Source organism: Micromonospora wenchangensis (assembly GCF_002210435.1).
Classification (GTDB): Bacteria; Actinomycetota; Actinomycetes; order Mycobacteriales; family Micromonosporaceae; genus Micromonospora; species Micromonospora wenchangensis.
Window position 1 is genome coordinate 1 of sequence record NZ_MZMV01000028.1, and the last position, 25131, is coordinate 25131.

A 25131-nucleotide genomic window follows, 5' to 3' on the forward strand; every position below is an offset into this window, starting at 1 on the left:
GGCCGGTGGCGCTGGGGGCACGCCCGGCCGCTGCGCTCCCGCGGTGGGTGGAACCGGGGTGCCGGCCACGGGAGGACCGCCGCCGGGCGGTGGCGCAGCCGCCACGCCGACCACGGGCCGGGCCGCGCCGGACCCGCCCGGCGCACCAGGCGCGGAGGGGGTGACGGGCCGTGCCGCCGGTGCCGGGTGGCCGTCGGGCTGCGGTCCCGGCAGCGCCCGTACGGCAGCCCGGGGCCGCCAGACCGGCTCCGCACCGATCAGGCTGCGGAAGTCGAACTGGCACTTCGGGCAGGTGCGCAGCGCGGTCTCGGCACGGCGGTCGCCGCACTTCTGGCAGTAGGTCACCACCGTCTCGTCGGCGTCCATCCCCTGGCAGCGGGGGCAGGCGAACGCGGGGCCCTTGTTGTTGAGCTGCACCAGCCGGCCGGCGAGCACGTAGGGCGTGACGAGGCCACTGATGCTGCTGGCCAGGTCCCGGGTGCGCCGGGTGCGCTCCTGCATGCGTTCCATCTCCGGGTTGGCGACCTTCTCCAACCGGCAGGTGGTGCAGGTACGCAGGGTCCGCACCGGCAGCAGGCCACGCAGCCGCGCCTGCTGGTGCAGGAAGGTCACCGCCGGCACGTCCGCCGGCTCGACGGTGATCCGGTCCGCGCCGCCCGCCGCGAGACGTTCCTCGACCCGGAACACCAGCGACTGCACCTGCCCGACCAGCTTCGGCGGCATGCCGCCCGGCCGGCTGACGATCAGCGTGCCGACCATCAACATGCCGTCGGCCAACTCGGCGGGGACCTCGGCGACGGTGTCGGCCGTCTCGAAGGTGAAGGTCGCACCGCCGGTACGGGTGACCACCGCCTGCCGTTGCGCCGGCACGTCGCCGTCGAGCAGCCGTCCCGCGTGCCGGGAGAAGGCCGCCTGCGCCCGGTTGGCCAGGCCGGCGGCGTGCTGCATCATCGCCACGTCACCCGGGCCCGTCTGCCGCCACCACGGGGTGAACGAGGCCGCGGCGGTCGGGTCGAGCCGGCCGAGCACGGCATCGAACGTGCTCAGCACCGACTCGAAGAGACCGACGTACACCGAGGTCACGCCCCAGTTCCGCCCCAGCCTGCCCGGCCAGCGGTCGACCAGCAGCACGCCCACCCGGACCCCGGGGCCGTCGGCCTCCAGGGTGACCCGCAGCAGCACCGGCACCTGCGTCGGCGAGAGGGTGACCCCACCGAGGCGGGAGCCGCGTACCGCCTCCAGGAGGCTGAGCTGCTCGATCTTCAGCTCGAAGGCGAGGTCGCGGACGCTGCGCAGCAGGTGCTGGCGGGCCACGCTCGGCGGTGCGCCGAGCCGACGGTGGGCCCCCGCCGCCAGCCGGCCGGGCTCCAGCCCGGCCGCGACGGCCGGCGGCACGGCACCGGGTGCACCGGCGTCAGCCCAGCTCATTCCGCCACGTCGTAGGAGGTGCTGGTGTCGAAGCTGGACACACTGGTGTCGTAACCTCCGGCGTCGTACGAGGTGTCGTAGGACGTGCTGGCGTCGTAGGACGTGCTGGCGTCGTAGGAGGTCGTGTCGTAGGAGGTGCTGGTGTCGGCGCCGCTGGCGGCCCAGTCGACCTCGGCGGCGGCGGTCTCCACGTGGTCGGTGACGGCATCGGAGTACTCGTCGGAGACCGTGTAGTTGTTCTCGGCGATGCTCGCGTGGTCGGCCGCCCGCGCCATGGCGCTCTCGGCGACCTCCATGTTGCCGGCCGCCGCGTTCTCCACGGCGTAGTCGGCCCAGTCCTGCGCGGAGTCGGCCCAGTCGTCACCGCTGTCCGCGTGCCAGTTCGACCAGTCCTGGTCGGCGACCGCGCCGCTGATCTCGCTCTCCACGATGGACGCCGACGGTTCCGGCAGCGCCGCCACCGCCTCGGTCAGGGTGGTGTCCGCGGTCGGCGTATCGGTGGTCAGGAAGTCGCTCCAGTCCGAGTCGGCACTCATGCTCTGATTCCCCAGATTCTGCTGGACGTCGCGGTAGGTGTCGGCGGCGGGTGACCCGGCCGGACGACCAGAACTGTCCCACGCCCACGCCAGTCGCCGCGCGGTCGCGGCGGCGGGCCCGCAGGACGTCGGCCGAGGTCAGGGCGGGTGCCGGCCGACGGGGGTGACGGTGGTGTCAACATGCCGACAGACCCGGCCGACGCCGTGCCAGCTCACGGCCGGTGGTCCTCCGGCCCCCGAGTCCGGCTTCAGCCGGCCTCGAGTTCGCTTCGAGCGCCCACCCCTAACCTGTGATCGGCTCATTACCGAGCGTCCCGATTCGAGGAGGGTTCTGCCATGGACACCAAGGACGTCAAGCCCGCTCGGCCGATGAAGAAGATCACCGTTCGCAAGGCCGGGTCGGTCCGGCTGACCGCCAACGCGAACTCCCTGTACGCCCCCTTCTCCTGCTGGCCGTTCTGATCGTGGCGCGTCGCCCGACCGGCGGTCCGGTCGGGCGACGCCCCGCCCGGACCGCCACCACCCACAGGAGGACGCCATGAGCGGCCACACCGGCACCGACCAGGTCACCGTTGCCGCCGGGGAACCGGGGTTCGACCCGGACCGGCAGGTGCAGGTGCCACACCTGTCGTTCCTGCCCGAGGGGGACGGTGTCGTGGTGGGCAACGCCGCCACCGACTCGTACGTGGTGCTGCCCGCCGACGGTGCGGAGCTGCTCCGACGGCTCGCCGAGGGGATGACGCCCCGGGCTGCCGCCGCCTGGTACGCCGACACCTACGGTGAGGAGGTCGACCTGGCCGAGCTCCTCACCGACCTGGCCGAACTGGGCCTGGTCACCCCGCCCGACGCCGCCGGGCCGGCCGACCCGCGGGTCCCCGCCCCGGTACGGTGGCAGCGGCTGGGCCGGGCCCTCTTCTCCCCGGTCGCGCTGCTCGCCTACGCGGCGCTGGTCGTGGCCGCCGTCGTCGTCGCGGTGGCGCAGCCCGACCTGCGCCCGCACTACCGGGCCATCTTCTTCACCGACTACCTGACCGTCGTCACGGTCGTGCTGGCGGTCGGCCAGTGGCCACTGATCGCCCTGCACGAGGCCGCACACGCGCTCGCGGGGCGACGGTTGGGGCTGCGCAGCCGGCTGACCGTCGGATACCGGTTGCAGTACCTGGTCTTCGAGACGGTGATGGACGGTCTGGTCACCGTCCCCCGTCGGCAGCGCTGGGTGCCGATGCTCGCCGGTATCGGCACGGACCTGGTCGTGATGGCGCTGCTGACCCTCGCCGCCGCGACCCTGCGTGCGCCGGACGGCTCGTTGCCGCTGCTGGCCCGGCTCTGCCTCGCGTTGAGCTTCGGCGCGCTGCTCCGGGTCGCCTGGCAGTTCTTCCTCTACCTGCGCACCGACCTGTACTACCTGCTCACGCTGGTGCTCGGCACCGTCGACCTGCACGGCAGCGCCAGCGTCCTGCTGCGGCACAGGTGGCGTCGGCTGACCGGCCGGCCGGGTCTGGAGCGGCAGTGGGCGCAGCTGCACCCCACGGACCGGCGGACCGCACGCTGGTACTCGTGGCTGATGGTCGGCGGGTACGCCGCAACCCTGGCCACCCTGGTCTTCGCCATCGTGCCGGCGGGCATCCACTTCTTCGCCGAGGCGGTGGCCGAACTCGACGGCCGCCACGGCACCGGCAACCTCGTCGACTCCGCCGTGGTGCTCGTCCTCAGCGGCGCCGAGCTGATCTTCGTCGGCGTGCTGGCGCTGCGCACCCGACGCCGGGCCCGGACCGCGCCGGCCTGAGCACCCTGCCACCCCCGGGTACCGACCGCACCCCGGCCCCCAACCCTCCGAGAGGTGAACCGTGCACCAGACCCCCCACCGCTGGATCAGAGCCGCCCGACACCGTGACCGGCAACGGCTGCTGACCGCCGGGGTCGACGTGCCGGTGCTCGCCGAACTCGACGCCCACCGCTTCCTGCGTGGGCCGTACACCGCCGCCGGCACGCTGCTACGCGCCCTGGTGCCGGCGATGCTGGCGGAACGTCCGGATCTCGTCACCCGGCACCAGATCGAGATCCTCTCGGTCGCGCCGGAGTTGCGGGAGTCCGTCCCGGCCACCCGGGAGACGCTCACCTCGCTCGCCGTGCCGGCCGAACGCACCCGGTTCTACTCGCGGATGCGCACCCTGCGGCACGCGCACGGGCTGGTCGACCTGCTCGCCGCCTGGCTGCGGCACCTCGACGACGGGCCCCGCTGCCTGCTCGTGGAGAACCTGCACGAGGCGGACCCGACCGACCGGGAGTTCGTCGGGACGCTGCTGCGCCGGATCGACCCCGGGCTGCTGCACCTGCGGGTGGCGACGGCCACCGACACGGTCGAGGAGCCGCCGGGGGCGGTCGCCGTCCCGATCCGCACCGCCCTGCAGCGGTACGCGGTGCCCGTGGACGGCGATCCGTCGCCGTCGGCGACCGAGCCGCCGGCCGACCCGACGTCGTACGCCCGGGCCTACGTCGACGGGGACTGCGTCGACGACGACCCGGCGGTGCTCGCCGCCTACCGGGAACTGCCGGGGCCGGTGCGGGCCGCCCTGCACGACGACCGGGCCGCCGAACTGCTCGCCACCGGAGAATGGTCGTGCCGCCTCGGTGCCGTCGCCCTGCACCGGGAACGGGGCGGCGCGCCCGGCTCGACCGGGGCCAACGCGCTGCGCGAGGCGCTCGAATACTGCGTCAACCTGGGCTTCTACCACGCCACCCTGGACTTCGGGGCGCGCGGCCGGGCGGTCATCGACTGGTCCGCGCAGGTGGAGCACTGGTGGGCGTTCACCACCAAGATGACCACCTCGTTGATGGCGTTGGAACGGCCGTTGGAGGCGTTGGCCCTCTATGACGAGGCGCGGGCGCAGACCGACAGCGGCATGGTGCACATGCAGGCGGCGTACGCCACCGCCATGATCTACACCCGGCACCTGGAGGCCGGGAAGCGGGACCACCGCAAGGCACGGGCCTGGTGCAACGCGGCGATCGCGTTCGCTCGGCTGGCACCCAACCCGCAGGACAGCGCGGCGAACCTGGTCTTCAACCGCAACGGGCTGGCCCTGGTGGCGATGCACGAGGGCAAACTCAGCGAGGCCCTGGAACTGATCACCACGGGCATCGCCAGCATGGAGGCGGCGCTGGGCGACGACAAGCACCTGCTCCACCGCTCGGTGCTACGCCACAACCGCTCGCAACTGCTTTCCGCGCTGGGCCGGCCGCAGGAGGCGCTGGCCGATCTGGACACGGTCATCGCGATCGACCCCAACTACGCCGAGTACCACCTCGACCGGGGCACGTTGCTGCGCCGGCTGGGCCGTCTCGACGAGGCGTTGGAGAGCTACGAGCAGGCCGCCCGACTCTCCCCGCCCTTCCCCGAGGTGTACTACAACCGGGCCGACGTGCTGCTGGAGCTCGGCGCCCCGGACGAGGCCCTGGCCGGCTTCGACCGGGTGCTCGACCTCGACCCGGAGCACCTGGACGCCCGGATCAACCGGGCCGGGCTGCGTCAGGCGCTCGGCGACACCGAGGGAGCGTGGGACGACGTCCGGACCGGCCTGGCGCGCGACCCGGACAACGGCCACCTGCTCTGCGTACGCGGGCAACTGGAGCTGGAGACGGACCCGGAGCAGGCCCGGCGGACCCTGACCGACGCGGTGGCGGCCGATCCGACGCTCGCCGCCGGTTGGGCCGCCCGGGGGGTGGCCAACTACGAGCTGGGTGACCTGCCGGCGGCCATCGCCGACCTCGGCCACGCGCTGGAACTCGACGATGATCCGGCGGTCCGGTTCAACCGGGCGCTCGCCCTGGCCGACGCCGGCCGGCAGGCCGAGGCGGACGCCGACTTCCAGGCGTGCGTGGCCGCGGACCCGACGCTCGCCGCGGAGGTGGCCGAACACCGCGAGCGGCTGCTGCCCGCCTGAGCACGGCCCGAAGACGCCCGGTCCGCCGGCGGCTCCCGGGGGTGTCCGGCGGTGGTGGCGGTCAGCCCTTGACCGCTCCGGCGGTGAGCCCCTCGGTGAGGAACCGCTGCCCGAAGGCGTACATGATCACCACGGGGATGCTGACCAGCAGGGACGCGGCGGCGAGTTGCCCCTGCGGCACGACGTCTCCGGTGATCATCGACTGCATGCCGACGGGGAGGGTCTTGTACTCGTCCTTGGTGATGAACACGAAGGCGAAGAGGAACTCGTTCCAGGCGTTGGTCAGGGTGAACAGGGCGACCGCCAGCAGTCCCGGCTTGGCCAGCGGCAGCACCACCCGACCGAACGCCTGGAGCCGGGTGCAGCCGTCGACCAGTGCGGCCTCCTCCAACTCGATCGGGATCGACGCGAAGTATCCCGCCAGCAGCCAGGTGGCGAACGGCAGCGTGAAGGTCGGGTACGTCACGACCAGCGACCACAGCGAGTCGGTGAGCCGGGCACCGATGAGCAGTTGGTACAGCGGGATGAACAGCAGCGCGCCGGGCATCACGTAGGTGACCAGGACCGTGACGGTGAACCCCTGTGCCCCGCGGAACCGCAGCCGGGCCAGCGCGTAGCCGGCCAGGGCGGCGCAGACCAGCGCCACCACGGTGGACGCCGTGGACACCAGCACCGTGTTGAGGTACCAGCGGCCGAACGGTTTGGTGGTGAACAGGTCGGTGAACTGTTGCAGGGTCCACGGTGTCGGCCACAGGTCGTGCTCGTGCACGACGATCTGGCCGTCGGACTTGAAGGCCGTGACGACGATCCAGTACAGCGGGGCGAGGACGAAGACGAGCAGGGCGGCCAGGGCGATGCCGGAGGCCAGGCCCGACATCAGGGCGGACGTCCTGCGCCGTCCCCACGACTGCAACGCCGAGAGGACCCGGCCGACGGCCACCGCGACCAGCCCGACCACCCCGAGGACCAGCGCCGCCTTCCAGAGGATGTGCGGTGACGCCCAGGCCAACGCGCCGGTGACCAGCACGGCGGCGGCCCACGGCAGGGCCCGGCGCACCGGCCCGGCGGGTCGGGCCGGTGCGCTGTCGGCGTCCCGCCGCAGCAGCCGGACCAGCACGTACACCAGCACGCCGATGACCGGCAGCATGACGAGCGTGACCGCCGCTCCCGCGCCGTACTGGAGTTGGAGGATCGCCTTGGAGTACGCGACCAGCACGTACGGTGCGGTCGCGTCGCCGGGGCCACCCTGGGTCAGCAACCAGATGAGGTCGAAGTTGTTGAACGTCCAGATCGACGACAGGGTGACGGTCACGGTGATGACGTGGCGCAGTCCGGGCAGCGTCACGTGGGCGAACCGCCGCCACGCCGACGCCCCGTCGACGGTCGCCGCCTCGTACAGGTCGGTGGGGATGGCTTTCAGCCCGGCGAGGAAGGCGACGGTGAAGAACGGCACCCCCTTCCACACGTTGACCATGATCACCGACGGCATGGCCAGGGACGCCTCGGAAAGCCAGCCCGCCGGCCAACTGTCGACCAGGTGCGCGTCGACCAGCAGCGGCCCGATGCCCGACTCGGTGAGCAGCAGGTTGACGCTGCCGAAGATCGGGTCGAGCAGCGAGCGCCAACTGAACGCGGTGACGACCGTCGGCACCACCCACGGCAGCAGGAGCAGGCCGGCCAGCACGGCCCGCCCCCGGCGTCGATGGTGCAGCAGCAGGGCCGCGGCCAGGCCCAGCACCACCTTGAACACCTCGGCGTACGCGGTGAAGACGAACGAGTTCACCACGCCGGTGTGGAACTGCTCGTCGTCGGTCAGGGCGAGGTAGTTGGCCAGACCGACGAACACGCTGTGCTGGCCGTGCCGTTCGGTGGTGCTGGTGACCACCGCCCAACCGATCGGGACGAGCACGAGGACGCCGACGAGCACGGCCGTGGGGGCCAGGAACAGCGCCGCCAGCCGCCAGTCGCGTCCCAGCCGTCGCCGGGTCGCGGGTCGCGCGCCGGGCTTGCGCCGCGGGGATCCTCCTGACGCCGGGGCCGGCGCCGGGCGGACCGACGTCACTGCGGCAGACCCTGCTGGGTGAAGATCTGCACCATCTTGGCGTGCGCGGCCTGCACGGCCCGCGCGGGCGGGGTGCCCTGGATGACCTGCTGCATCATGTCGGTCAGGACGTAGGCGCCGACGGCGGCCTGTTGCCCGGCGCTGGCCTTCTGCGGGAAGTCCAGGCCGTTCTTCGTCGACAGCGGCAGTTTCTGTTGAGTGATCTTGCGCATGATGGGGAACGCCGGGTCGCCGCTGGTGAAGAACGGGTCGGCGTCCCAGACCCGGTCCCAGGCCGGCAGGGCCAGCCCCGGGGCCTCCTTCGCCACGCCGACGAGGGCGGGCGCGCTGACCAGGTACTGCGTCAGGAGCTTGGCGAGTTCGGCGTTCTTGGCGCCCTTGAAGATGACGAAGCCCTGGGACTGGCCCAGCAGCAGGGAGGTGTCGGTGGCCGGGCCGGTGCAGTCGGGGAAGACGTGGGTGCGTTCGTAGACCGGGTTCTTCTTGGTCTTGGAGTCCGCGTAGACGCTGAACTGGTTGCGGGTGTAGCCGAGGATCCCGGCGAGCCAGTTCTCGTTGTTGCTGGAGTCGGTCCAGGCGGCGACCCCCGGCGGCAGCATCGGCTTGTACTTCGGGTTGGTGTAGATGTCGCCGAGGAAGGTCACCGCCTGGACGGTCTCGGGGGAGTCGAAGGTGACCTTCCGGCCGTCGTTGGAGGCGATCGCCCCGCCGTAGGAGTTGATCAGGGCTTCGATCATGCCGTTGGCGTCACCGGACCGGTTCACGGTCATGCCCCAGCCGAACCGCCGTTTGCCGGGGTCGGAGATCGCCAGGCACAGGTCCCGCAGCTCCTCCCAGGTGTAGCTGTCCTTCGGGGTGATGCCCCTGTCCTGCATCCAGTCCTTGCGCAGGAACGACCCGATCCCGATGAAGTGGTACGGGATGGCGAACCACCTGCCGTCGAAGACGCAGAAGTTCTTGGACTCGGCGGTGGGTTCGCCGTACTTCGCCGTCAACGCCTGGACGACGTCCGTCACGTCCTCCAGGTCGCCGAGCGCCTGGAACTGGGCGACGAACCGCGAGTCGGTCATGAACGCGAGGTCGCGCGCGACGCCGCCCTTGACCTCGGCGTCGATCTTGGCGACGACGTCCCCGGCGTCGGCCTGGACCAGGCTGTTTCCGATCTTCGTGCCGGTGGTGTCGGCGAACTTCCTGATCGAGCTGTCGAGGGCCGCGTTCGCCGCCTCCGAGTACAGCTTCTGCGACAGCATCCCCATCGAGGAGCCCTTCAACGCCACCGCGGCGTCGACGAGTTCCTGCGGGACCTCGGCCTGCACCCTGGGCGTCGACGGCCCACTTCCTCCGCAGGCGGCGAGGCCGGCCGCACCGAGCAGCCCCACCCCCATTCCCAGGAAGCCGCGCCGGGTCCGTAACGAGCCGTCCTCCGTGGACATCCGTCTCCTCCGTTCCGCCTCACCGCAACTCACCGAGGCCGGGAAGGGTGGTCCTCCCTTGTGGACGTCGGTACTGTTCGCCATCGAGGACGATCATTCGTCCTGGTGGAATGACCGCAGCATGTCGATCAGGGCGGCGCTGCGCTCACTCTACACATTTCGGAAAGTCGCGACCAGACCCTCCTTCCCACCGGAAGACACTTTCGGCAATTCACTGTGATCAATAGGGATGACGGCTGCCGCGCGGTCGGGCACCCACCCGGCGGCCACCTGCCGGTCGGGACCGGCGGGGTCACCCCCGACGAGGGCACCGCTGCGACACGGCGGTCCGCCGCACGACGGGCACCGGTCGCGGTCGGGCGGCCGCCGTCGACGCGACCACGGACCCGCGCCCGTCCACCCGACGACACGAGCCGCACACGCCCGAGGCACACATGCCCCACGCGCACGGATCCGGCGTCCAGGTCGGCGTGGCACGACACGGCCCGCCAGCCCACCCGGTCACCATCTCGACCCGACACCATCTCGACCCGACACCACCCGGCCGCTCCCGCAGCAGCCCCGCTCCCGCCCCCCGGACAGCCTTCCCGTTGCCGATCGATGTACGTGCATCTATTCTTTGGCAGCCCATCGACTGCCGGAACAGGCAGTCGAAATACTGTCGAAACGCTTCGACAACCGTCGTGCGACGGTTGACTCGAAGACGGGAGATGCTGATGAAATCCACACTGAGGAGGGTTCAGTTCGCCGTGCTTTCCGGCGTACTGGCGCTGGCCGGGTCGACGGTGGTGATGACGAGTTCCGCGTCGGCCGACAGCATGACCCAACTGAACGCCACCCAACTCGTCGCCAACATGGGGGCGGGCTGGAACCTGGGTAACGCCCTGGAAGCCAACGCCAACGGAATCCCCAGCGAGACGGCCTGGGGCAACCCGGTCGTGACGCAGGCATTCATCGACCGGGTACGGGCGGCGGGATTCAAGACGATCCGCATTCCGGTCTCCTATCTGGGAAACATCGGGGCCGCCCCGAACTACACGATCAGCTCCGCCTGGCTGAACCGCATCCAGGAAATCGTCGACTACGCCTACGGTCGCGGACTGTACGTGCTGATCAACATGCACGGTGACGGCTACAAGACCATCAACGGTTCGTGGCTTATCTGCGACTCGTCGAACCAGACGACGATCAAAGACAAGTACCAGAAGGTCTGGCAGCAGATAGCGACCAGGTTCCAGAGTTACGGCGAACGCCTCGTCCTCGAATCCATGAACGAGGAGTCCGACGGGCAGTACGGCAACCCCACCCAGCCGTGCTACTCGAACATCAACGCCTACAACCAGATCTTCGTGGACACGGTCCGGCGGACCGGCGGGAACAACAGCTCGCGCTGGCTGCTCATCCCCGGCTGGAACACCAACATCGACTACACCGTCGGCAACTACGGCTTCGTGCTGCCGACCGACCAGTACCGGTCGTCGTCCGTGCCGGCCAACGAGCAGCGGCTCATGATCTCCGTGCACTACTACGACCCCTGGGACTTCGCCGGTGAGGAGAACGGCACCATCACCCAGTGGGGGCCGGCCGCCACCAACCCGGCACGGAAGTCGACCTGGGGACAGCAGGACTTCATGGACGGGCAACTGAAGAAGGTGCGGGACACTTTCGTCGCGCGCGGATACCCGGTGTTCGTCGGTGAGTACGGCTCGGTCGACAAGACCTCGGCCGACTCGACGAACAACCGGTACCGGGCGGACTACGCGCGCACCCTGGTCGCCACCGCCAAGAAGTACGGGGCGGCCACCGCCTACTGGGACAACGGCTACAACGGCGCGTACGGGTTCGGGCTGTTCAACCGCAGCAGCGGCGCGGTCACCCAGCAGGGCATCATCGACGCCATCATGAGCGCCGTCGGCGGCACCACCCCGACCACGCCGCCGACCACCACGCCGCCGCCGACCACCGCTCCCCCGACCACCACGCCGCCCCCGACCACCGCACCGCCGACGACCCCGCCGCCGGGCGGGCGCTCCTGCTCGGCGTCGTACACGGTGACCGGTCAGTGGCAGGGCGGTTTCCAGGCCGAGGTGCGGGTCACCGCCGGCAACTCGGCGATCAGCGGTTGGACGGTGACCTGGACGTTCGGCAACGGGCAGCAGGTGTCGCAGGCGTGGAGCGCGACGCTGACCACCAGCGGCGCGACGGTGACCGCCCGCAACGTCAGCTACAACGGCGCGCTCGCTGCCGGCGGCAGCACGACCTTCGGTTTCCTGGGCTCGTCGGGCGGCACCAACGCCGTGCCGGCGGTGTCCTGCACGGCGAGCTGAGCGCACGGTGACCGACGCGGGCCGGGGATCACGGAGCCCCGGCCCGCGCGGCTCCCGGCCGACCGGAGCCGGGCCGGCCCAGCGCGCCCAGCAGCAGGTCGTAGGTGTCCTGCACCGACCCCGCCGCGCTGGGCACCAGCACCGCCCCGGGGCGTAGGCGGACCACCCGCATCAGGTCGTCGTACATGGTGCCGAGCACGGCCGATCCGCCGGCGCGCGCGATGAGCCGACGGTGGTGGTGGACCCACTCGTCGTCGGTGTCGCGGCCACGGCGGTGGAACCGCTCGATCGCGGCCTCCCGCCCGTCGACTAGGACGACCTCGTGGAAACTCGCCCCCTGCTCGCGCGCGAGCGCCGCGAGACCGTCGATCTCGTCGACCGTCGCGAGGTACTGCGGCAGGACGACGTCACCTCCGCCGGCCAACCGGACCGTCACCATCGCCCGCACCAGGGACCACACGACCGGCCAGGTGTCGAACTCCTCGTCGCGCCATCCGCCGACGAGGCGGTGCAGCGCGTCGACGTCGAGATTCAGGGTGCCGGGGTGGCGGTCGGCATAGCGCGCCGAGAGGGTGGACTTCCCGATGCCCGGCGGGCCGTTCAGATGGATCAGTCGCGCCACCGCGCACCCCCGGTGTGGCGGTCACCCGCGCCGTCCAGGCCGTCGACCAGCAGCTCCGCCTCGTCCACCGAAATGGCCATCGTGGCACCGAGCAGCTCGACGGCCTGCTCGCGCTGGCCGGCTTCCACGAGCGCCGCGATCCGGAGCCAGGCGAACGCGTCGGCCATCGCGTCGCCGTTCCCGCCCGGCGTCGACGGCCAGCCGGACGGCGGGGAGGTGGGGTCCTGGACCGGCCGGTCCCCCGCCGCACCGTCCGGGGTTGCCGGGCCGGTGGACGTGGCGTCCGCAGCAGGCGTGCCGGCGCTCGACGGGTCGGAAGTGCCGGGGGTGCGGTCGGTGGAGGCGGCTTCGTCGTCGCGGGCGGCGGCGATCCGGGTGGCCGCGTCCCACGCGCGGGTGTCCGCGTCCGGGGACACGGCGGCGGCGACCCGCGCCTCCAGCTCGCGGACCTGGGTGCCCGGCAGGTCCCGGCGGTCACCTCGGCGGCGCAGGACCACCGTGATCGCCGCGATGAGCGAGACCGCGACGACGAGGCCCACCGCCAGTGCCAGCAGGCTCGCGTCGGCGCCGCCGGGGCTCACCGGGTCGGACGGCCCAGGCCGGGCCGGTGCCGGTCGGCGACGGCGCGGAGGGGTACCCGGGCCAGGCGGGATGCGGTCGGTACCCGGCAAGCGGCGGCCGGCGACACCGTCGCCACGCTCGTCGCGGTCCCCCACCCCATGCCTGGCATCGTACCGGCGGGAGGGTCGCCCGCCGGGCTGCGCCCGGTCCGTATGCGGTCCCTTTGTCCCCCGGGGTCCGATACCGTGAGACGGCATGACACGTCCCGATCCCGTCCGCCTCGCCGCACCCCTGCTGCTCGTCCTCACCCTGATCGCCGGACTGCTCACCGCGCCGGCCGGCCCGGCGCACGCCGCACCGGCCAAGACCCCGCCGCTGACCACCCCCTGGACCGCGCAGGCGCTCGACGGCACGCCACTGCCGGAGTACCCGCGACCCCAGATGACCCGACCGGACTGGCTCACCCTCAACGGCGAGTGGCAGTTGCGCCAGTCCGCCACCGACGACGCCCCGGCGTTCGGCACCGACCTGCCCGAGCGGATCAACGTGCCGTTCCCGGTGGAGAGCGCCCTGTCCGGGGTGCAGCGCGCCGCCGGCGACACCCGCAACTACCTGTTCTACCGGCGGGTCGTGACGGTGCCGGGGAGCTGGGGCGGACGCCGGGTGCTGCTGCACTTCGGCGCCGTCGACTGGCAGAGCACCGTCTGGGTCAACGGCGTGGCGGTCGGTGGGCACACCGGCGGCTACGACGCCTTCAGCTTCGACGTCACCGCCCAGTTGCGGGGCGGCGCGAACGAGATCGTGGTGAAGGTGTGGGACCCGACGGACAGCCGGCAGAACGGCAGCCTGCCGCCGATCGGCAAGCAGACCAAGCAGCCCGGCGGGATCTTCTACACCCCCAGCTCGGGCATCTGGCAGACGGTGTGGCTGGAACCGGTGCCGGCCGCCTCGATCAGCAGGGCCGACCTCTCGCCGCGCCTGGCCGACGACACCCTGCGCGTGCGGGTTCTCACCCGGGGCGACGTCAGCGGGCACAGCGTCCTGGCCGAAGCGCTCGACGGCACCACCGTGGTCGGCTCCGCCACCGGCGGTTTCACCGAGTTCACGGTGCCCGTGCCCAACGCCCGCCGCTGGTCGCCCGACACCCCGTTCCTCTACCAGCTGCGTATCACCCTGCGTAATGCCGCAGGCGTCCAGGTGGACCGGACCACCCACTACTTCGGGATGCGCGAGATCAGCACCGGCGTCGTCAACGGCGTTTTGCGGCCCAAGCTCAACGGCCAGTTCGTCTTCCAGGTCGGCACGCTCGACCAGGGGTTCTGGCCGGACGGGCTCTACACCGCGCCCACTGACGCCGCGCTCGCGTTCGACCTGCAGAAGCACAAGGACCTGGGCTTCAACATGGTGCGCAAGCACATCAAGGTCGAACCGCAGCGCTGGTTCTACCACGCCGACCGGCTCGGGCTGCTGGTGTGGCAGGACGTCCCGTCGCTGACCGCGCAGGACGTCGACGCCACCGACGCGCAGCAGGCGCAGTTCGAAGCCGAGGCCCGCGAGATCGTCGACGAGCACCGCAGCTCGCCGGCCGTCGTCACCTGGACCGTCTACAACGAGGGGTGGGGGGAACGGGCGCTGGCCGACACCCGCCGGGTCGCCCAGGCCGTCAAGGCCCAGGACCCGACCCGGCTGGTCAATGCGCACAGCGGCCACAACTGCTGCCAGTCGTCGGGCGACCCCGGCGTCGGCGACATCGACGACTGGCACGTCTACCTGGGACCGGACTCGCCGGTGCCGTCGAGCAGCCGGATCGCCGTGCTCGGCGAGTTCGGCGGCCTCGGCCTGCGCGTACCCGGGCACGAGTGGAGCCCGAACGGCAGCTTCTTCGCCTACGAGTGGCAACCGAACTCCACCGCGCTGACCGACCGCTATATCGGACTCGTACAGGGCACGCAGAACCTCATGCTCGGCAAGGGGCTGAGCGCGTCGGTCTACACCGAGATCACCGACCAGGAGGGTGAGCTGAACGGGTTCCTCACCTACGACCGGCAGGTGGTCAAGATGGACCAGGCCCGGGTGCGGTCCGCCAACCTGGCCCTGATCACCGCGTCGCGGTCGGTCGGCAGCTCGGCGCCGGTGGCGTTGCCGCTGAACAGCCGCCGGTCGCTGCAGGTGACGACCCCCGGGTACACCGACCGGTTCCTGCGGCACCGGGACGGCCTCGCCTACACCGAGGTGGTGAACGCGGACAGCTCGGCGCTGCTCAGGAACGACGCGACGTACACGGTCCGGGCCGGGCTGGCCGATCCGGCGTGCTACTCGTTCGAGTCGGTCAACTTCCCCGGGCAGTTCCTCCGCCACCAGGAGTCGCGGGTACGCAACTCGCCGGACGACGGTTCGGCGCTGCTGCGCGCGGACGCCACCTGGTGTGCCCGGGTCGGGGTGAGCGGGAGCGGGGTGTCGTTGGAGTCGTACAACTTCCGCGGCAGGTACCTGCGGCACTACGCCTCCCAGGTGTGGCTGAGCAACGGCACGGGTGGCGAGGCGTGGAACTCACCCACCCTGTGGGCCGCGGACAGCACCTGGAACGTCACGACCCCCTGGGCGCCCTGAGCGGGCCGGCGATCCCGCCGGGGCAGCGTGGCTGCCCCGGCGGTGGGGGTCAGCCGATGCGGAACTGGTCGCCGTAGACGGCGAACACCAGTGGCGTGTTCAGGTCGAAGTTGCCGTTGTCGAGAAACACCCGCTGGGCGGTGTCGACGCGGGAGGTGTCCGAGTGGGCCTCCTCCTTCCTCATCTCGACGACCCGCTCGTCGAGGAACGCGTTGAGCCAGGTCCGCTCGTTGCCGCCCTGCGCCGGGGGCTTCGCCCGGAGCAGGGCCCGGCTGCGGATCTGGCGCATGCCCTCGTACCCGTGCATGACCGCCGCGTCGTAGTAGGCGAACTGGCCGAGTGCCCGGACCCCGTCGTTCTTCCCGTCCCGCACTGAGGGGGTGAAGTAGACCCGGTCCCGTTCGGACTCCTGCGCGGCCCGGAACACCTGGTCGTTGGCGGCGGTGCGCCAGTCACGGGGGTAGTTGGGGTCGAGGCCGGCGTGCGAGGCGGTGCCGTTGACGGCGCGCAGCGCGGGCAGGTATCCGGCCAGCACGTTGCCGGGCTTGGTGTTCGTGTACGCCTGGACCAGTTCGAGCATGTCGCCGGTGCCGGAGCAGAAACCGATGATGCCTGCGGTGTAGCCCCGGCCGTCGCCGATGTCCTCGATGTAGGAGAACTGGGCGCGCCAGTCGAGCGAGGAGTTCTCGGCCGCCGAGACGAGCTGCATGGCGACGTCCTTCTTCGCCGGGTCGTCGAGGTTGGTGCCGGCCGGGGCGGTGGCGGTCAGGGTGGGCGTGGGGGTGCCGCCGCCGGGCAGGGTCCACTGCTGGTTGGTGGTGCCGCCGCAGGTCCAGATCTGGAGCCGGGCGCCGTTGGCGGTGCTCCGGTCGGTCACGTCGAGGCACTTGCCCGAGGCGGGGTTGACCAGGGCGCCGCCGCCTGCGGTGGTCCACTTCTGGGCGCCGGTGCCGTTGCAGTCGTAAAGTTGGATCTTGGCGCCGTTGGCGGTCGACGCGGCGGTGACGTCGAGGCACTTGCCGAGCGCGCGGATCGAGTTGTCGCTGTTGCCCACCGTCCAGGTCTGGGCGGTGGTGCCGTTGCAGTCGTAGAGCTGCACGGCGGTGCCGTTGGCCGGGTTGGCGCCGGCCACGTCGACGCACTTGCCGGCCAGGCCGGTGATCGGGCCGGCGGTCGCGGCGCTGGCCGACGGCAGGCCGTAGCCGACCGCCGCGATGCCGGCCAGCAGGGTGCCCACGGCGTAGGCGACTGTTCTTCTGCGCAGCATGGCGTTCCTCGGGGACGGGGCGGCGGGCCGCCGGCCGGTCGGTGCCCGGAGGCGACGGGTGGGCACCGCAGTAATCAGTAAGGTCTATTTACTGATAGCAGTACGTCGATCAACTGTCAATCGCGCACCCGGCGATCATGGCAGGTCAGGGCCGAGCCGGCCGCACCGGCCGCGCCGTAACCGGGTACGGCGCGGCCGCGATGCCGGCCGGGCCGGCTCACCCCATGGTCAGGGACAGCGCTCCGGGCGCAGGAAATCCGCCAGCAGGTGCCGGAACTCGCGGGGATGTTCGATCGCCGGCACGTGCCCGCACCTGCCGAACACGTGCAGCCGGACGTCGGCCAGATGGTCGAGCAGGGGCCGGGTGGCCGGGTCGAGCGGGGTGACCCGGTCGTCGGCACCGTGCACGAGCAGCACGGGCGCACGGATCGCGGCCAGCGTCCGCGCCGGGAGGGTGAGGTCGTCGACCCATCGTTGCCGGGGCGGCGGGAACAAGGACGCGTACGCGGCGGCCCCGGCCAGCATCGCGTCCGCGCGGGCGGCGACCGCCGCGTCGGTCACGAGCGCCTGGTCGAGGAAGAGCCGGCTCAGCATGTCCCGGGCCCCGACCGTTCCGGCGGGGGCGGCCCAGAGGGCGTCGAGGTCGGCCGACAGCGGCGCCCCGGGGGCACCCATCGTCGAGACCGCCACGACCCGGGTGACCCGCCGGGGGTGCTCGGCCGCCAGGGCCAGCGCCACGGCCCCGCCCATGGAGTGGCCCACCACGGCGTAGTCCCCGACGCCGAGCGCGTCCATCAGGCCGGCGGCCTGCCGGGTCCACAGGCGCAGGCCGCCCCGGGAGCCCGCCGGGACGGGGGTACGGCCGAACCCGGCGTGGTCGGGGGCCAGCACCCGCCAGGCCGGGCCCAGCGCCTGCGCCGTCGCCGCCCAGGCTCCGGACCCGGTGGTGCCGGGTCCGGAGCCGTGCAGCATCAGCACCGCCGGCCCGGTGCCGCTGTCGAGGACGTGGACGGGAGAGCCGTCGACGGTGACCGTCCGCGGGGTCGTCATCGGCGCGGGCCGGGCGCGCTCAGGCCGAGGGGGTGTCGACGGACTTCGCGAAGAGTTCCATCATGGCCCGGCCGAACTGCGGCATGTCGGGCCAGCCCCGGCAGGAGACGAGGTTGCCGTCGACGACGTCGGGCGCGTCGATGACCGTCGCGCCGGCGTTCTCCATGTCGCCGGTGATGGGCGGGAAACACGCCGTCTTGCGGCCCTTGAGCAGGCCGTACACCGCCGGCACCTGCGCGCCGTGGCAGACCAGGGCGACGGGGAGGTTGCGCGCGAAGAAGTGCTCGGTGATGCGCCTGACGTCGGCGTCGACCCGGATCCACTCGGGGGCGCGTCCCCCGGGGATGATCAGGGCGTCGTAGCGTTCGACGTCGACCTCGGCCCAGGGCACGTCGACAGGCAGTTTGCGGCCGTTCTTCTCCACGTAGGCGTCGGAGTTCGGGTCGAACTCGTGGATGACCAGTTGCACGTCACGCAGCGTGCGGGACGCGACGTCGACCTCCCAGCCGCCCTCCTGGACGCGGTAGTAGGGGTACATCGTGTCGAGTTCCTCGGCGGCGTCGCCGGTCAGGAGCAGCGCTCGGGGCATCTGCTTCTCCTCGCAAATGGTGGTGGCGGTGAGGTGGACGCGATCCAATCCGATCCGATTGAGCTAGCATTCCTCCGCCCCGCTCGCCCGTCAAGACCGCACGGGCATCGGGTGGCCGTCGCTGATCTCGTCGAACAGCCGACGGAAGCGCTCGCCGGAGCGCAGGATGTGCCGACGCATCGCATAGGCGGCGGCGTCGGGGTCCCGGGCGGCGATCGCGGCCACCACGTCCTCGTGCTCGGCCATCGCCAGGTGCGTGACCTGGGTGTCGTGGTGCAGCCGGAACAGGTGCACGTGACTGTGCAGGCGGGCGAGTGTCTCCCGGATGACCTGGTTCTCCGCGCTGTGGGCGACCAGGTCGTGGAAGGCGGCGTCGCGCAGCCCGAAGGCGCCGTAGGCGGTGGGCCCGACGCCCCCCTCCAGCTCCGCCATCTCCTCCAGCATCCGGCGCAGGCCGGCCACCTGCGCCAGGGAGGCCCGTTCGGCTGACCTGCGCGCCGCCGCCGGTTCCAGGAGCAGACGGACCTCCAGCATGTCCTCGAACCGCTGGCGGGTGATCTGGGGTGGGATGCGGTAGCCGGCGTGCGGCACCCGCACGACCAGACCCTCGGCCTCCATCCGGTTGAGCGCGTCCCGGATCGGCGTCTGGGAGACCCCCAGCTCGCGCGCCAGCACGTCGATCGTGACGCGGGAACCGGGTTCGATCCGCAGCGACATCAACTGTCCGAGCAGCGTGTCGTACACCTCGTCGGCGAGCCGGCCGCCGGAGCGCGCGGGCGACGTCCCGCCCGGCGCGGCCCTGCGGCCCCGCGCGCCCATCGCTTCGTCGTCCATCGTGACGTGAGGTCCTTTCTTGCACCTTCGGGAACCTGTTGACATCAGTTACGACGCTGCGACATGCTGACGCCCCCCACCCGATCGTATAGGAAACGTGACGGGCGACCGTCATTCTGCACCGTCGCCGTAACGCCTGCCATCGCTCCACTCGATCAACTGGAGCTCCCATGAGCATGCTCGACGTCCCGCCCGGCCCGTCACCGGGTCACCGACGGGCCGGCGTGCCCGCCGACGGCACGACGACGAACCGGTACGACGACGAACCGGCAGGTCACGGCGCGTCCGTGACACCGGTACACGGGGCGGCCCCCGCGCCGGCCCGGCACCACGCCTGAAACGACCAAGCACCTGCTCGGCGAGGCACATAGCGAGGCTCTCGAAGTCCCCACCACCCCAGAAAGCAGGTACCACGATGCGGCATCCGAAGCGAACCGGTCGAACATCGGTCTCCCGGCGGACGGTACGACTGGCGACGGCCGCCATGCTGCTGGTCGCCACGACCCTGGCGGCGTGCGGCGACGGCGGGGACGACGGCACGAAGGCCGGCGCCCCGAAGGCACCGGCGACGGTCCCCGAGCTCACCAAGGACCCGCTGACCCTCAGCTTCATCTGGTTCGACTGGCCCCCGGCCAAGGCGCTGGAGGACTTCGCGAACGCGGAGTACCGGAAGGAACGGCCGAACGCGACCATCAAGGTCAACACCGTGCCCAACGCGAACTGGCACGACGCGATGTTCACCCAGTTCGCCGCGCGCAAGACCGACTTCGACATCGCGATCCTGGACTCGCAGCACATCGGCGAGGCCGTGACGAATGGCAACATCCTCGACCTGACCGACTTCGTGAAGAAGAACATCGAGGTCGACGCCTACAACCCGTACCTGCTGGCGGCGTACGGCCAGTTCCCGCAGGCCGAGACCGGCAAGCGCGACGAGAACGCCAGCCTGTACGGGCTGCCGCTGCTCGGCGACACCTGGACGATGATCTACCGCAAGGACCTGATCGGCGACAAGCCTCCGCAGACCTGGGACGAGATGATCTCGGTCGCCGCGAAGTGCCAGGCGGACAACCCGGGCGTCAGCGGGCTCGCCTTCCACCAGGCCAACGGCTCCGACGCGGCGGCCGTCACCTACAACACGGTCAACGGCGTCTACGGCGGCAACCTCTGGGACGCCAAGAGCCGCAAGATCGACGGCGTCCTCAACGACACCGCCGGTCACGAGGCGATGGACGTCCTGGTCAACAAGATGAAGCCGCTGACCGCCAAGGGCTCCGGCAACTGGTTCATCGACGAGGTGAACGCCGCGGTCGCCCAGGGCAAGGCGTGCATCGCGTTCAACTGGATCGCCGCGAGCGGCGGCCTGCTCGACCCGAAGCAGTCCACGCTCGGCACCAGCCGGGAGCAGATCCTCGGCAAGCTGGGGTTCGCCACCCTGCCGACCCAGAAGACGAACCTGGTCCCGCTCGGCGGGATGGGGATGCACGTGTCGGCCTACTCCCCCTCGGCGCAGCAGGCCGAGGCGCTGAACTTCATGCGGTGGTTCGAGCAGGCCGACGTGCAGAAGAAGTGGGCCGCGGCCGGTGGTGTGCCGGCACGCACCGACGCCCTCCAGTCGCCCGAGTTCCTCAACGCCGGACCGTTCAACCAGGTGTACGCCGACTCGGTGCCACGGATGCGGGACATGTGGAACGTGCCGGAGTACGCGCGTCTCGTCGACATCGAGAACACGAACGTCAACGCGGCGCTCAACGGCGCCAAGAGCCCGAAGGCCGCGCTCGACGACATCGCCCGGGAGCAGCAGGGCGTACTCGACTCCAGCAACCGCAAGGGCGGCGGCGGGCTGTGAGTGAGCTGACGACCGACCGTCCCGGGCAGGTGGCGTCCGCGACGCCACCTGCACCGGGGCGGCCCCGCCGCCGGCTGGGCGACCGCGGCCTCGCCGTGGCCTTCATCTCCCCCGCGCTGCTGCTGTTGCTCGGCATGTCGGTGTTCCCGCTGCTGTGGGCGTTGTACCTGTCGTTCACCGACTACTCGGCCACCCGAGGGGGGCCCGCCCGGTTCGTCGGGTTCGGCAACTACACCGCCATCCTGACCTCGGCGCAGGTCCACCAGCGGGCGCTGACCACGCTGATCTACGTGGTCGGCGCGGTCACCCTGCAGACGGTGCTCGGCTTCGCCATCGCCTACCTGATCTCCCGGCGCACCCACGGGCGGGGCGTGCTGACCACCCTGTTCCTGGTGCCGATGATGCTGTCGCCGGTCGTGGTGGGGCTGTTCTGGCGGTTCATGCTCGACGCGCAGTTCGGCGTGGTCAACAGCATGCTCGGCTCGCTCGGCCTGGGGCAGGTGGAGTGGCTCACCCGGCAGCGGACCGCGCTGGTCTCCCTGATCGTCGTCGACACCTGGCAGTGGACGCCGTTCATCATGCTCATCGCGCTCGCCGGCCTCACCGCGGTCCCGAAGTACCTGTACGAGGCCGCCTCGATCGACCGGGCGTCCGAGTGGTTCCGGTTCCGCACCATCACCCTGCCGCTGGTGTGGCCGCTGCTGCTCATCGCCGTGCTGTTCCGGGCCATCGAGGCGTTCCGGCTGTTCGACCTCGTCTACATCCTCACCAGCGGAGGTCCCGGGGTCTCCACCGAGACGTTGTCGTTCCACGTCTACAAGGTGGCGTTCCTGGGCTTCAACACCGGCACCGCCTCGGCGTACGGGATCCTCATGGTCCTCGTCGTCATCGTCCTCACGCAGCTCTACCTGCGCTACCTGAACAAACTCAAGGAGGGCTGATGGCCGTCTCCGTCGACGAGGCCGTGTCCGCAGGCCCGGCCCCGGACCACCCGTCCCCCGCGCGCCGCGTGCGCCGTCGGGGCCGCGGCCGGTCGGTGCTGGAGGTCGTGCTGCTGACCGCGCTGGCCGTCGTGATGCTCTTCCCGGTGCTGTGGATGATCGAGACGTCCATCAAGGAGAACCGGGACGTCTACGCCGTGCCGGCCGAGTTCTTCGGCTTCACGGTCACCCTCGACCACTTCCGGGACGTCTTCGTCGGCGCCGACGGCGGCCGCTCGGCCCTGTCCGTGGCGTTCCTCAACTCCGTGGTCGTCGCCGGCGTGTCCACGGTGCTGGCCACCGTGCTGGGGGTGCCGGCGGCGTGGGCGTACTCGCGCTTCACCCTGAAGGCCAAGAAGGACCAGCTCTTCTTCGTCCTGTCCACCCGGTTCATGCCGCCCGTGGTGGTCGTGGTGCCGATCTTCCTCATGTACCGCCAGGCCGGACTCATCGACACCAAGCTCGGCCTGATCCTCATCTACGCCGCGTTCAACGTCCCGTTCACGATCTGGATGATGAAGGGGTTCGTCGACGAGGTGCCCGCCGAGTACGAGGACGCCGCCATGCTCGACGGCTACAGCCGCCTGCAGGCGTTCTGGAAGTTCACCCTCCCCCTGCTCGTGCCCGGCATCGCCGCGACGGCCGTGTTCGCGCTCATCTTCTCGTGGAACGAGTTCGTGTTCGCCATCTTCCTCACCTCCAGCGACGAGGTGCGCACGGCCCCACCGGCCATCGCCGGCCTGATCGGTGGCACCACCGTGGACTGGGGTCTGGTGGCCGCCGCCTCGGTGGTGTTCGCCCTGCCGGTGCTCGTCTTCGCCTACCTGGTACGCCGGCACCTCGTCGCCGGTGTGACGCTCGGGGCGGTGCGACGCTGATGGCGGGCATCGAGGTGAGCGCCCTGCACAAGCGCTACCCGGACGGCACGGTCGCCGTCGAGCACGTCGACCTGTCCATCGGCGACGGCGAACTGTTCGTGATGCTCGGCCCGTCGGGGTGCGGCAAGACGACCACGCTGCGCGCGATCGCCGGCCTGGAGCGGCAGACCAGCGGCGACATCCGCATCGGCGACACGCTGGTCAACGACCTGCCGCCCGCCGAACGCGACATCGCCATGGTGTTCCAGTTCTACGCGCTGTACCCGCACCTGAAGACCCGCGACAACCTGGCGTTCCCGCTGCGGGCCGAGGGACTGCCCAAGCACGAGGTGCGGCAGCGGGTCGAGGAGGCGGCCCGGCTGATGCGGCTCGGTCCGCTGCTGGACCGGCGGCCCCGCCAACTCTCCGGCGGGGAGCAGCAGCGGGTCGCGCTCGCCCGCGCCCTGGTGCGCCGGCCACGTGCCTTCCTGATGGACGAACCCCTCACCAACCTGGACGCGGAGTTGCGGGCGGACATGCGTACCGAGATCAAGCACCTGCAGGGGGAACTGGGGGCGACGATGGTGTACGTCACCCACGACCAGGTCGAGGCGATGTCGCTCGGTCACCGCATCGCCATCCTCAACAAGGGCCGCGTCGAGCAGGTCGGCACCCCGCTTGAGGTGTACGACCGGCCGGCGAGTCTGTTCTGCGCGGCGTTCATCGGCTCCCCGCCGATGAACCTCATCGAGGTCGAGGTGGCCGACGGGGAGCTGCGCGGTCAGGGCGGACTGGTCCTCACGCCACCGCCGGGCCTGCCCCGCGACCGTCCCCTGGTGGCCGGCGTACGGCCGGAGGCGCTGGAGGTCACCGCGCCGGGCGCGGACCGGTCGGTGCCGGCCCGCGTGGTGTCGGCGGAGTGGCTCGGCGACGAGATCATCTACGTGGTCGACCACAGCGGCGGACGCGACGTGCGGGTCCGGATGCCACCGACCGTACGGTTCGCCGCCGACGCGAAGGTCGGGCTGCGGCACACCGGCGGGACCCCGGCGGTCTACGACGTACGCACGGAAGAGCTGGTGGCCTGATGGGAACCGTTGCGGTACAGGGGCTGTGCAAGTCCTTCGGCAAGGTCCGCGCCCTGGACGGGGTGACGCTGGACGTGCCGGACGGCGCGTTCTTCGTCGTGCTCGGGCCGTCCGGTGCGGGCAAGACGACGACCCTGCGGGCGATCGCCGGCCTGGACAAGCTCGACGCCGGGTCGGTGCACCTGGACGGCAGGGACGCGACCGCCGACGCCCCGGCCGTCCGTGACCTGGCCATGGTGTTCCAGAACTACGCCCTCTACCCCCGGCACACCGCGTACGAGAACATCGCCTCGCCGCTGCGGGCGCGCCGCCGCCCGGCGGGCGAGATCGCCGCCGCCGTCGAGCGGATGTCGGGCCTGCTGCACATCGAACGGCTGCTGCACCGTCGTCCCGCACAGTTGTCGGGCGGTGAGATGCAGCGGGTCGCGCTGGCCCGGGCGCTGGTCCGCAGTCCCCGCGCGTTCCTCATGGACGAGCCGTTGACGAACCTCGACCTCAAGCTCCGCGTCGAGATGCGCACCGAGCTGACCCGCATCCACCGCAGCCTCGGGGCGACCTTCGTCTACGTGACCAACGACCAGGTCGAGGCGCTGTCCATGGCCGACCAGGTCGCGGTCCTCAGGGAGGGGACGGTGCAGCAGGTCGGCACCCCGACCGAGGTGTACGAGCGGCCGGCCAACCAGTGGGTCGCCGGGTTCGTCGGGAGCCCACCGATCAGCCTGCTCGCCTGCCACGCCGAGGGGGACCGGCTGGTCGGCGAGGCGGGCTGGACGCTGCCCCGGCCCCGGTGGGCCACCGCAGCCGACGGTCAGGCGCTGCGGCTGGGCCTGCGCGCGGAGGACCTGTCCGTCGAGCAGCGCGGGGACGCGTCGCTGCCCGGTGAGCTGTACGGCCTCGAACCGCTCGGTGACCGGACCGTGGTCGACGTGCGGGTGGGCACGGAGATCCTGAAGGTCAAGGCGCGCCCCACCGTCACCGGTACACCGGGCGAGCGGCTGCGGGTGACGGTCGACCTGGACCGCGCGCACCTGTTCGACGCGGGCACCGGGCTGTCGCTGTCGGCGGCCGGGCGGTAGCCGTACCGGTGCCTGCCT

The 25131-nt window shown here is 71.4% G+C and carries 19 protein-coding genes and 1 pseudogene; 10 read left to right on the plus strand and 10 right to left on the minus strand.

What is annotated here, in order from left to right:
- Both B5D80_RS17495 and B5D80_RS17500 read right to left on the minus strand, forming a co-directional pair.
- Positions 1–1428, minus strand: a pseudogene (locus tag B5D80_RS17495) (hypothetical protein); the annotation flags it as partial.
- On the minus strand, positions 1425–1964 hold the full coding sequence (locus B5D80_RS17500; protein ID WP_088644958.1) for a hypothetical protein: 540 nt from the start codon (positions 1962–1964) through the stop codon (positions 1425–1427). The pseudogene B5D80_RS17495 and the gene B5D80_RS17500, both read right to left, overlap by 4 nt.
- Positions 1965–2300: 336 nt before the next feature.
- On the opposite strand from B5D80_RS17500, the gene B5D80_RS34820 reads away from it, so the two are divergent.
- The 3 genes from B5D80_RS34820 (at position 2301) to B5D80_RS17510 (ending at position 5908) form a co-directional block, all read left to right on the plus strand.
- Positions 2301–2426 carry a hypothetical protein gene (locus B5D80_RS34820; RefSeq protein WP_255470019.1) on the plus strand — a complete coding sequence of 42 codons (126 nt, stop codon included), beginning with the start codon at positions 2301–2303 and terminating at the stop codon, positions 2424–2426.
- Between the two features lie 76 nt (positions 2427–2502).
- A complete protein-coding gene (locus B5D80_RS17505) occupies positions 2503–3750 on the plus strand; it encodes a hypothetical protein (protein WP_088644959.1) in 1248 nt (415 codons plus the stop codon).
- A gap of 61 nt (positions 3751–3811) precedes the next feature.
- Complete coding sequence (locus tag B5D80_RS17510; protein WP_088644960.1) at positions 3812–5908, plus strand: tetratricopeptide repeat protein; 2097 nt, start codon at positions 3812–3814, stop codon at positions 5906–5908.
- Between the two features lie 61 nt (positions 5909–5969).
- On the opposite strand, the gene B5D80_RS17515 is transcribed toward B5D80_RS17510, so the two are convergent.
- On the minus strand, positions 5970–7970 hold the full coding sequence (locus B5D80_RS17515; RefSeq protein WP_088644961.1) for an ABC transporter permease: 2001 nt from the start codon (positions 7968–7970) through the stop codon (positions 5970–5972).
- Positions 7967–9403, minus strand: a complete 1437-nt coding sequence (locus B5D80_RS17520; RefSeq protein WP_169733073.1) for an extracellular solute-binding protein — start codon at positions 9401–9403, stop codon at positions 7967–7969. Before B5D80_RS17520 ends, B5D80_RS17515 begins: the two co-directional genes overlap by 4 nt.
- A 716-nt stretch (positions 9404–10119) precedes the next feature.
- Here B5D80_RS17520 and B5D80_RS17525 point away from each other — a divergent pair.
- Positions 10120–11730, plus strand: a complete 1611-nt coding sequence (locus B5D80_RS17525) for a cellulase family glycosylhydrolase (RefSeq protein ID WP_211291554.1) — start codon at positions 10120–10122, stop codon at positions 11728–11730.
- 28 nt (positions 11731–11758) lie between these two features.
- On the opposite strand, the gene B5D80_RS17530 is transcribed toward B5D80_RS17525, so the two are convergent.
- Together B5D80_RS17530 and B5D80_RS17535 are read right to left on the minus strand one after the other, a co-directional pair.
- Entirely contained in the window at positions 11759–12352 is a 594-nt protein-coding gene (locus B5D80_RS17530; protein ID WP_088644963.1) for an AAA family ATPase, read from the minus strand.
- Positions 12340–12933 (minus strand): hypothetical protein, encoded by a 594-nt coding sequence (locus B5D80_RS17535; RefSeq protein WP_088644964.1) that lies wholly within the window; start codon positions 12931–12933, stop codon positions 12340–12342. Before B5D80_RS17535 ends, B5D80_RS17530 begins: the two co-directional genes overlap by 13 nt.
- A 235-nt stretch (positions 12934–13168) precedes the next feature.
- Between B5D80_RS17535 and B5D80_RS17540 the strand changes: the two genes are divergently transcribed.
- Positions 13169–15523: an AbfB domain-containing protein gene (locus B5D80_RS17540; RefSeq protein WP_088644965.1), complete on the plus strand. Its 2355-nt coding sequence runs from the start codon at positions 13169–13171 to the stop codon at positions 15521–15523.
- Between the two features lie 49 nt (positions 15524–15572).
- Here B5D80_RS17540 and B5D80_RS17545 read toward each other — a convergent pair whose 3' ends face one another.
- The 4 genes from B5D80_RS17545 to B5D80_RS17560 form a co-directional block, all read right to left on the minus strand.
- Entirely contained in the window at positions 15573–16790 is a 1218-nt protein-coding gene (locus tag B5D80_RS17545; RefSeq protein WP_088644966.1) for a chitosanase, read from the minus strand.
- A 228-nt stretch (positions 16791–17018) separates the two neighbouring features.
- A complete protein-coding gene (locus tag B5D80_RS17550) occupies positions 17019–17840 on the minus strand; it encodes an alpha/beta fold hydrolase (protein ID WP_088644967.1) in 822 nt (273 codons plus the stop codon).
- Between the two features lie 19 nt (positions 17841–17859).
- Positions 17860–18429 carry a DJ-1/PfpI family protein gene (locus B5D80_RS17555; protein WP_088644968.1) on the minus strand — a complete coding sequence of 190 codons (570 nt, stop codon included), beginning with the start codon at positions 18427–18429 and terminating at the stop codon, positions 17860–17862.
- Positions 18430–18519: 90 nt separating this feature from the next.
- A complete protein-coding gene (locus B5D80_RS17560) occupies positions 18520–19263 on the minus strand; it encodes a GntR family transcriptional regulator (protein ID WP_088644969.1) in 744 nt (247 codons plus the stop codon).
- A gap of 415 nt (positions 19264–19678) precedes the next feature.
- Between B5D80_RS17560 and B5D80_RS17565 the strand changes: the two genes are divergently transcribed.
- From B5D80_RS17565 to B5D80_RS17585, 5 genes are read left to right on the plus strand one after another with little or no spacing between them, the layout of a single operon-like run.
- Positions 19679–21112 carry a sugar ABC transporter substrate-binding protein gene (locus B5D80_RS17565; protein ID WP_088644970.1) on the plus strand — a complete coding sequence of 478 codons (1434 nt, stop codon included), beginning with the start codon at positions 19679–19681 and terminating at the stop codon, positions 21110–21112.
- Entirely contained in the window at positions 21109–22053 is a 945-nt protein-coding gene (locus B5D80_RS17570; RefSeq protein WP_088644971.1) for a carbohydrate ABC transporter permease, read from the plus strand. The genes B5D80_RS17565 and B5D80_RS17570 overlap by 4 nt, the downstream gene beginning before the upstream one ends.
- Positions 22053–22970, plus strand: a complete 918-nt coding sequence (locus tag B5D80_RS17575) for a carbohydrate ABC transporter permease (protein WP_088644972.1) — start codon at positions 22053–22055, stop codon at positions 22968–22970. Before B5D80_RS17570 ends, B5D80_RS17575 begins: the two co-directional genes overlap by 1 nt.
- A complete protein-coding gene (locus B5D80_RS17580; protein WP_088644973.1) occupies positions 22970–24037 on the plus strand; it encodes an ABC transporter ATP-binding protein in 1068 nt (355 codons plus the stop codon). Before B5D80_RS17575 ends, B5D80_RS17580 begins: the two co-directional genes overlap by 1 nt.
- Entirely contained in the window at positions 24037–25113 is a 1077-nt protein-coding gene (locus B5D80_RS17585; protein WP_088644974.1) for an ABC transporter ATP-binding protein, read from the plus strand. Before B5D80_RS17580 ends, B5D80_RS17585 begins: the two co-directional genes overlap by 1 nt.
- Positions 25114–25131: the final 18 nt, after the last annotated feature.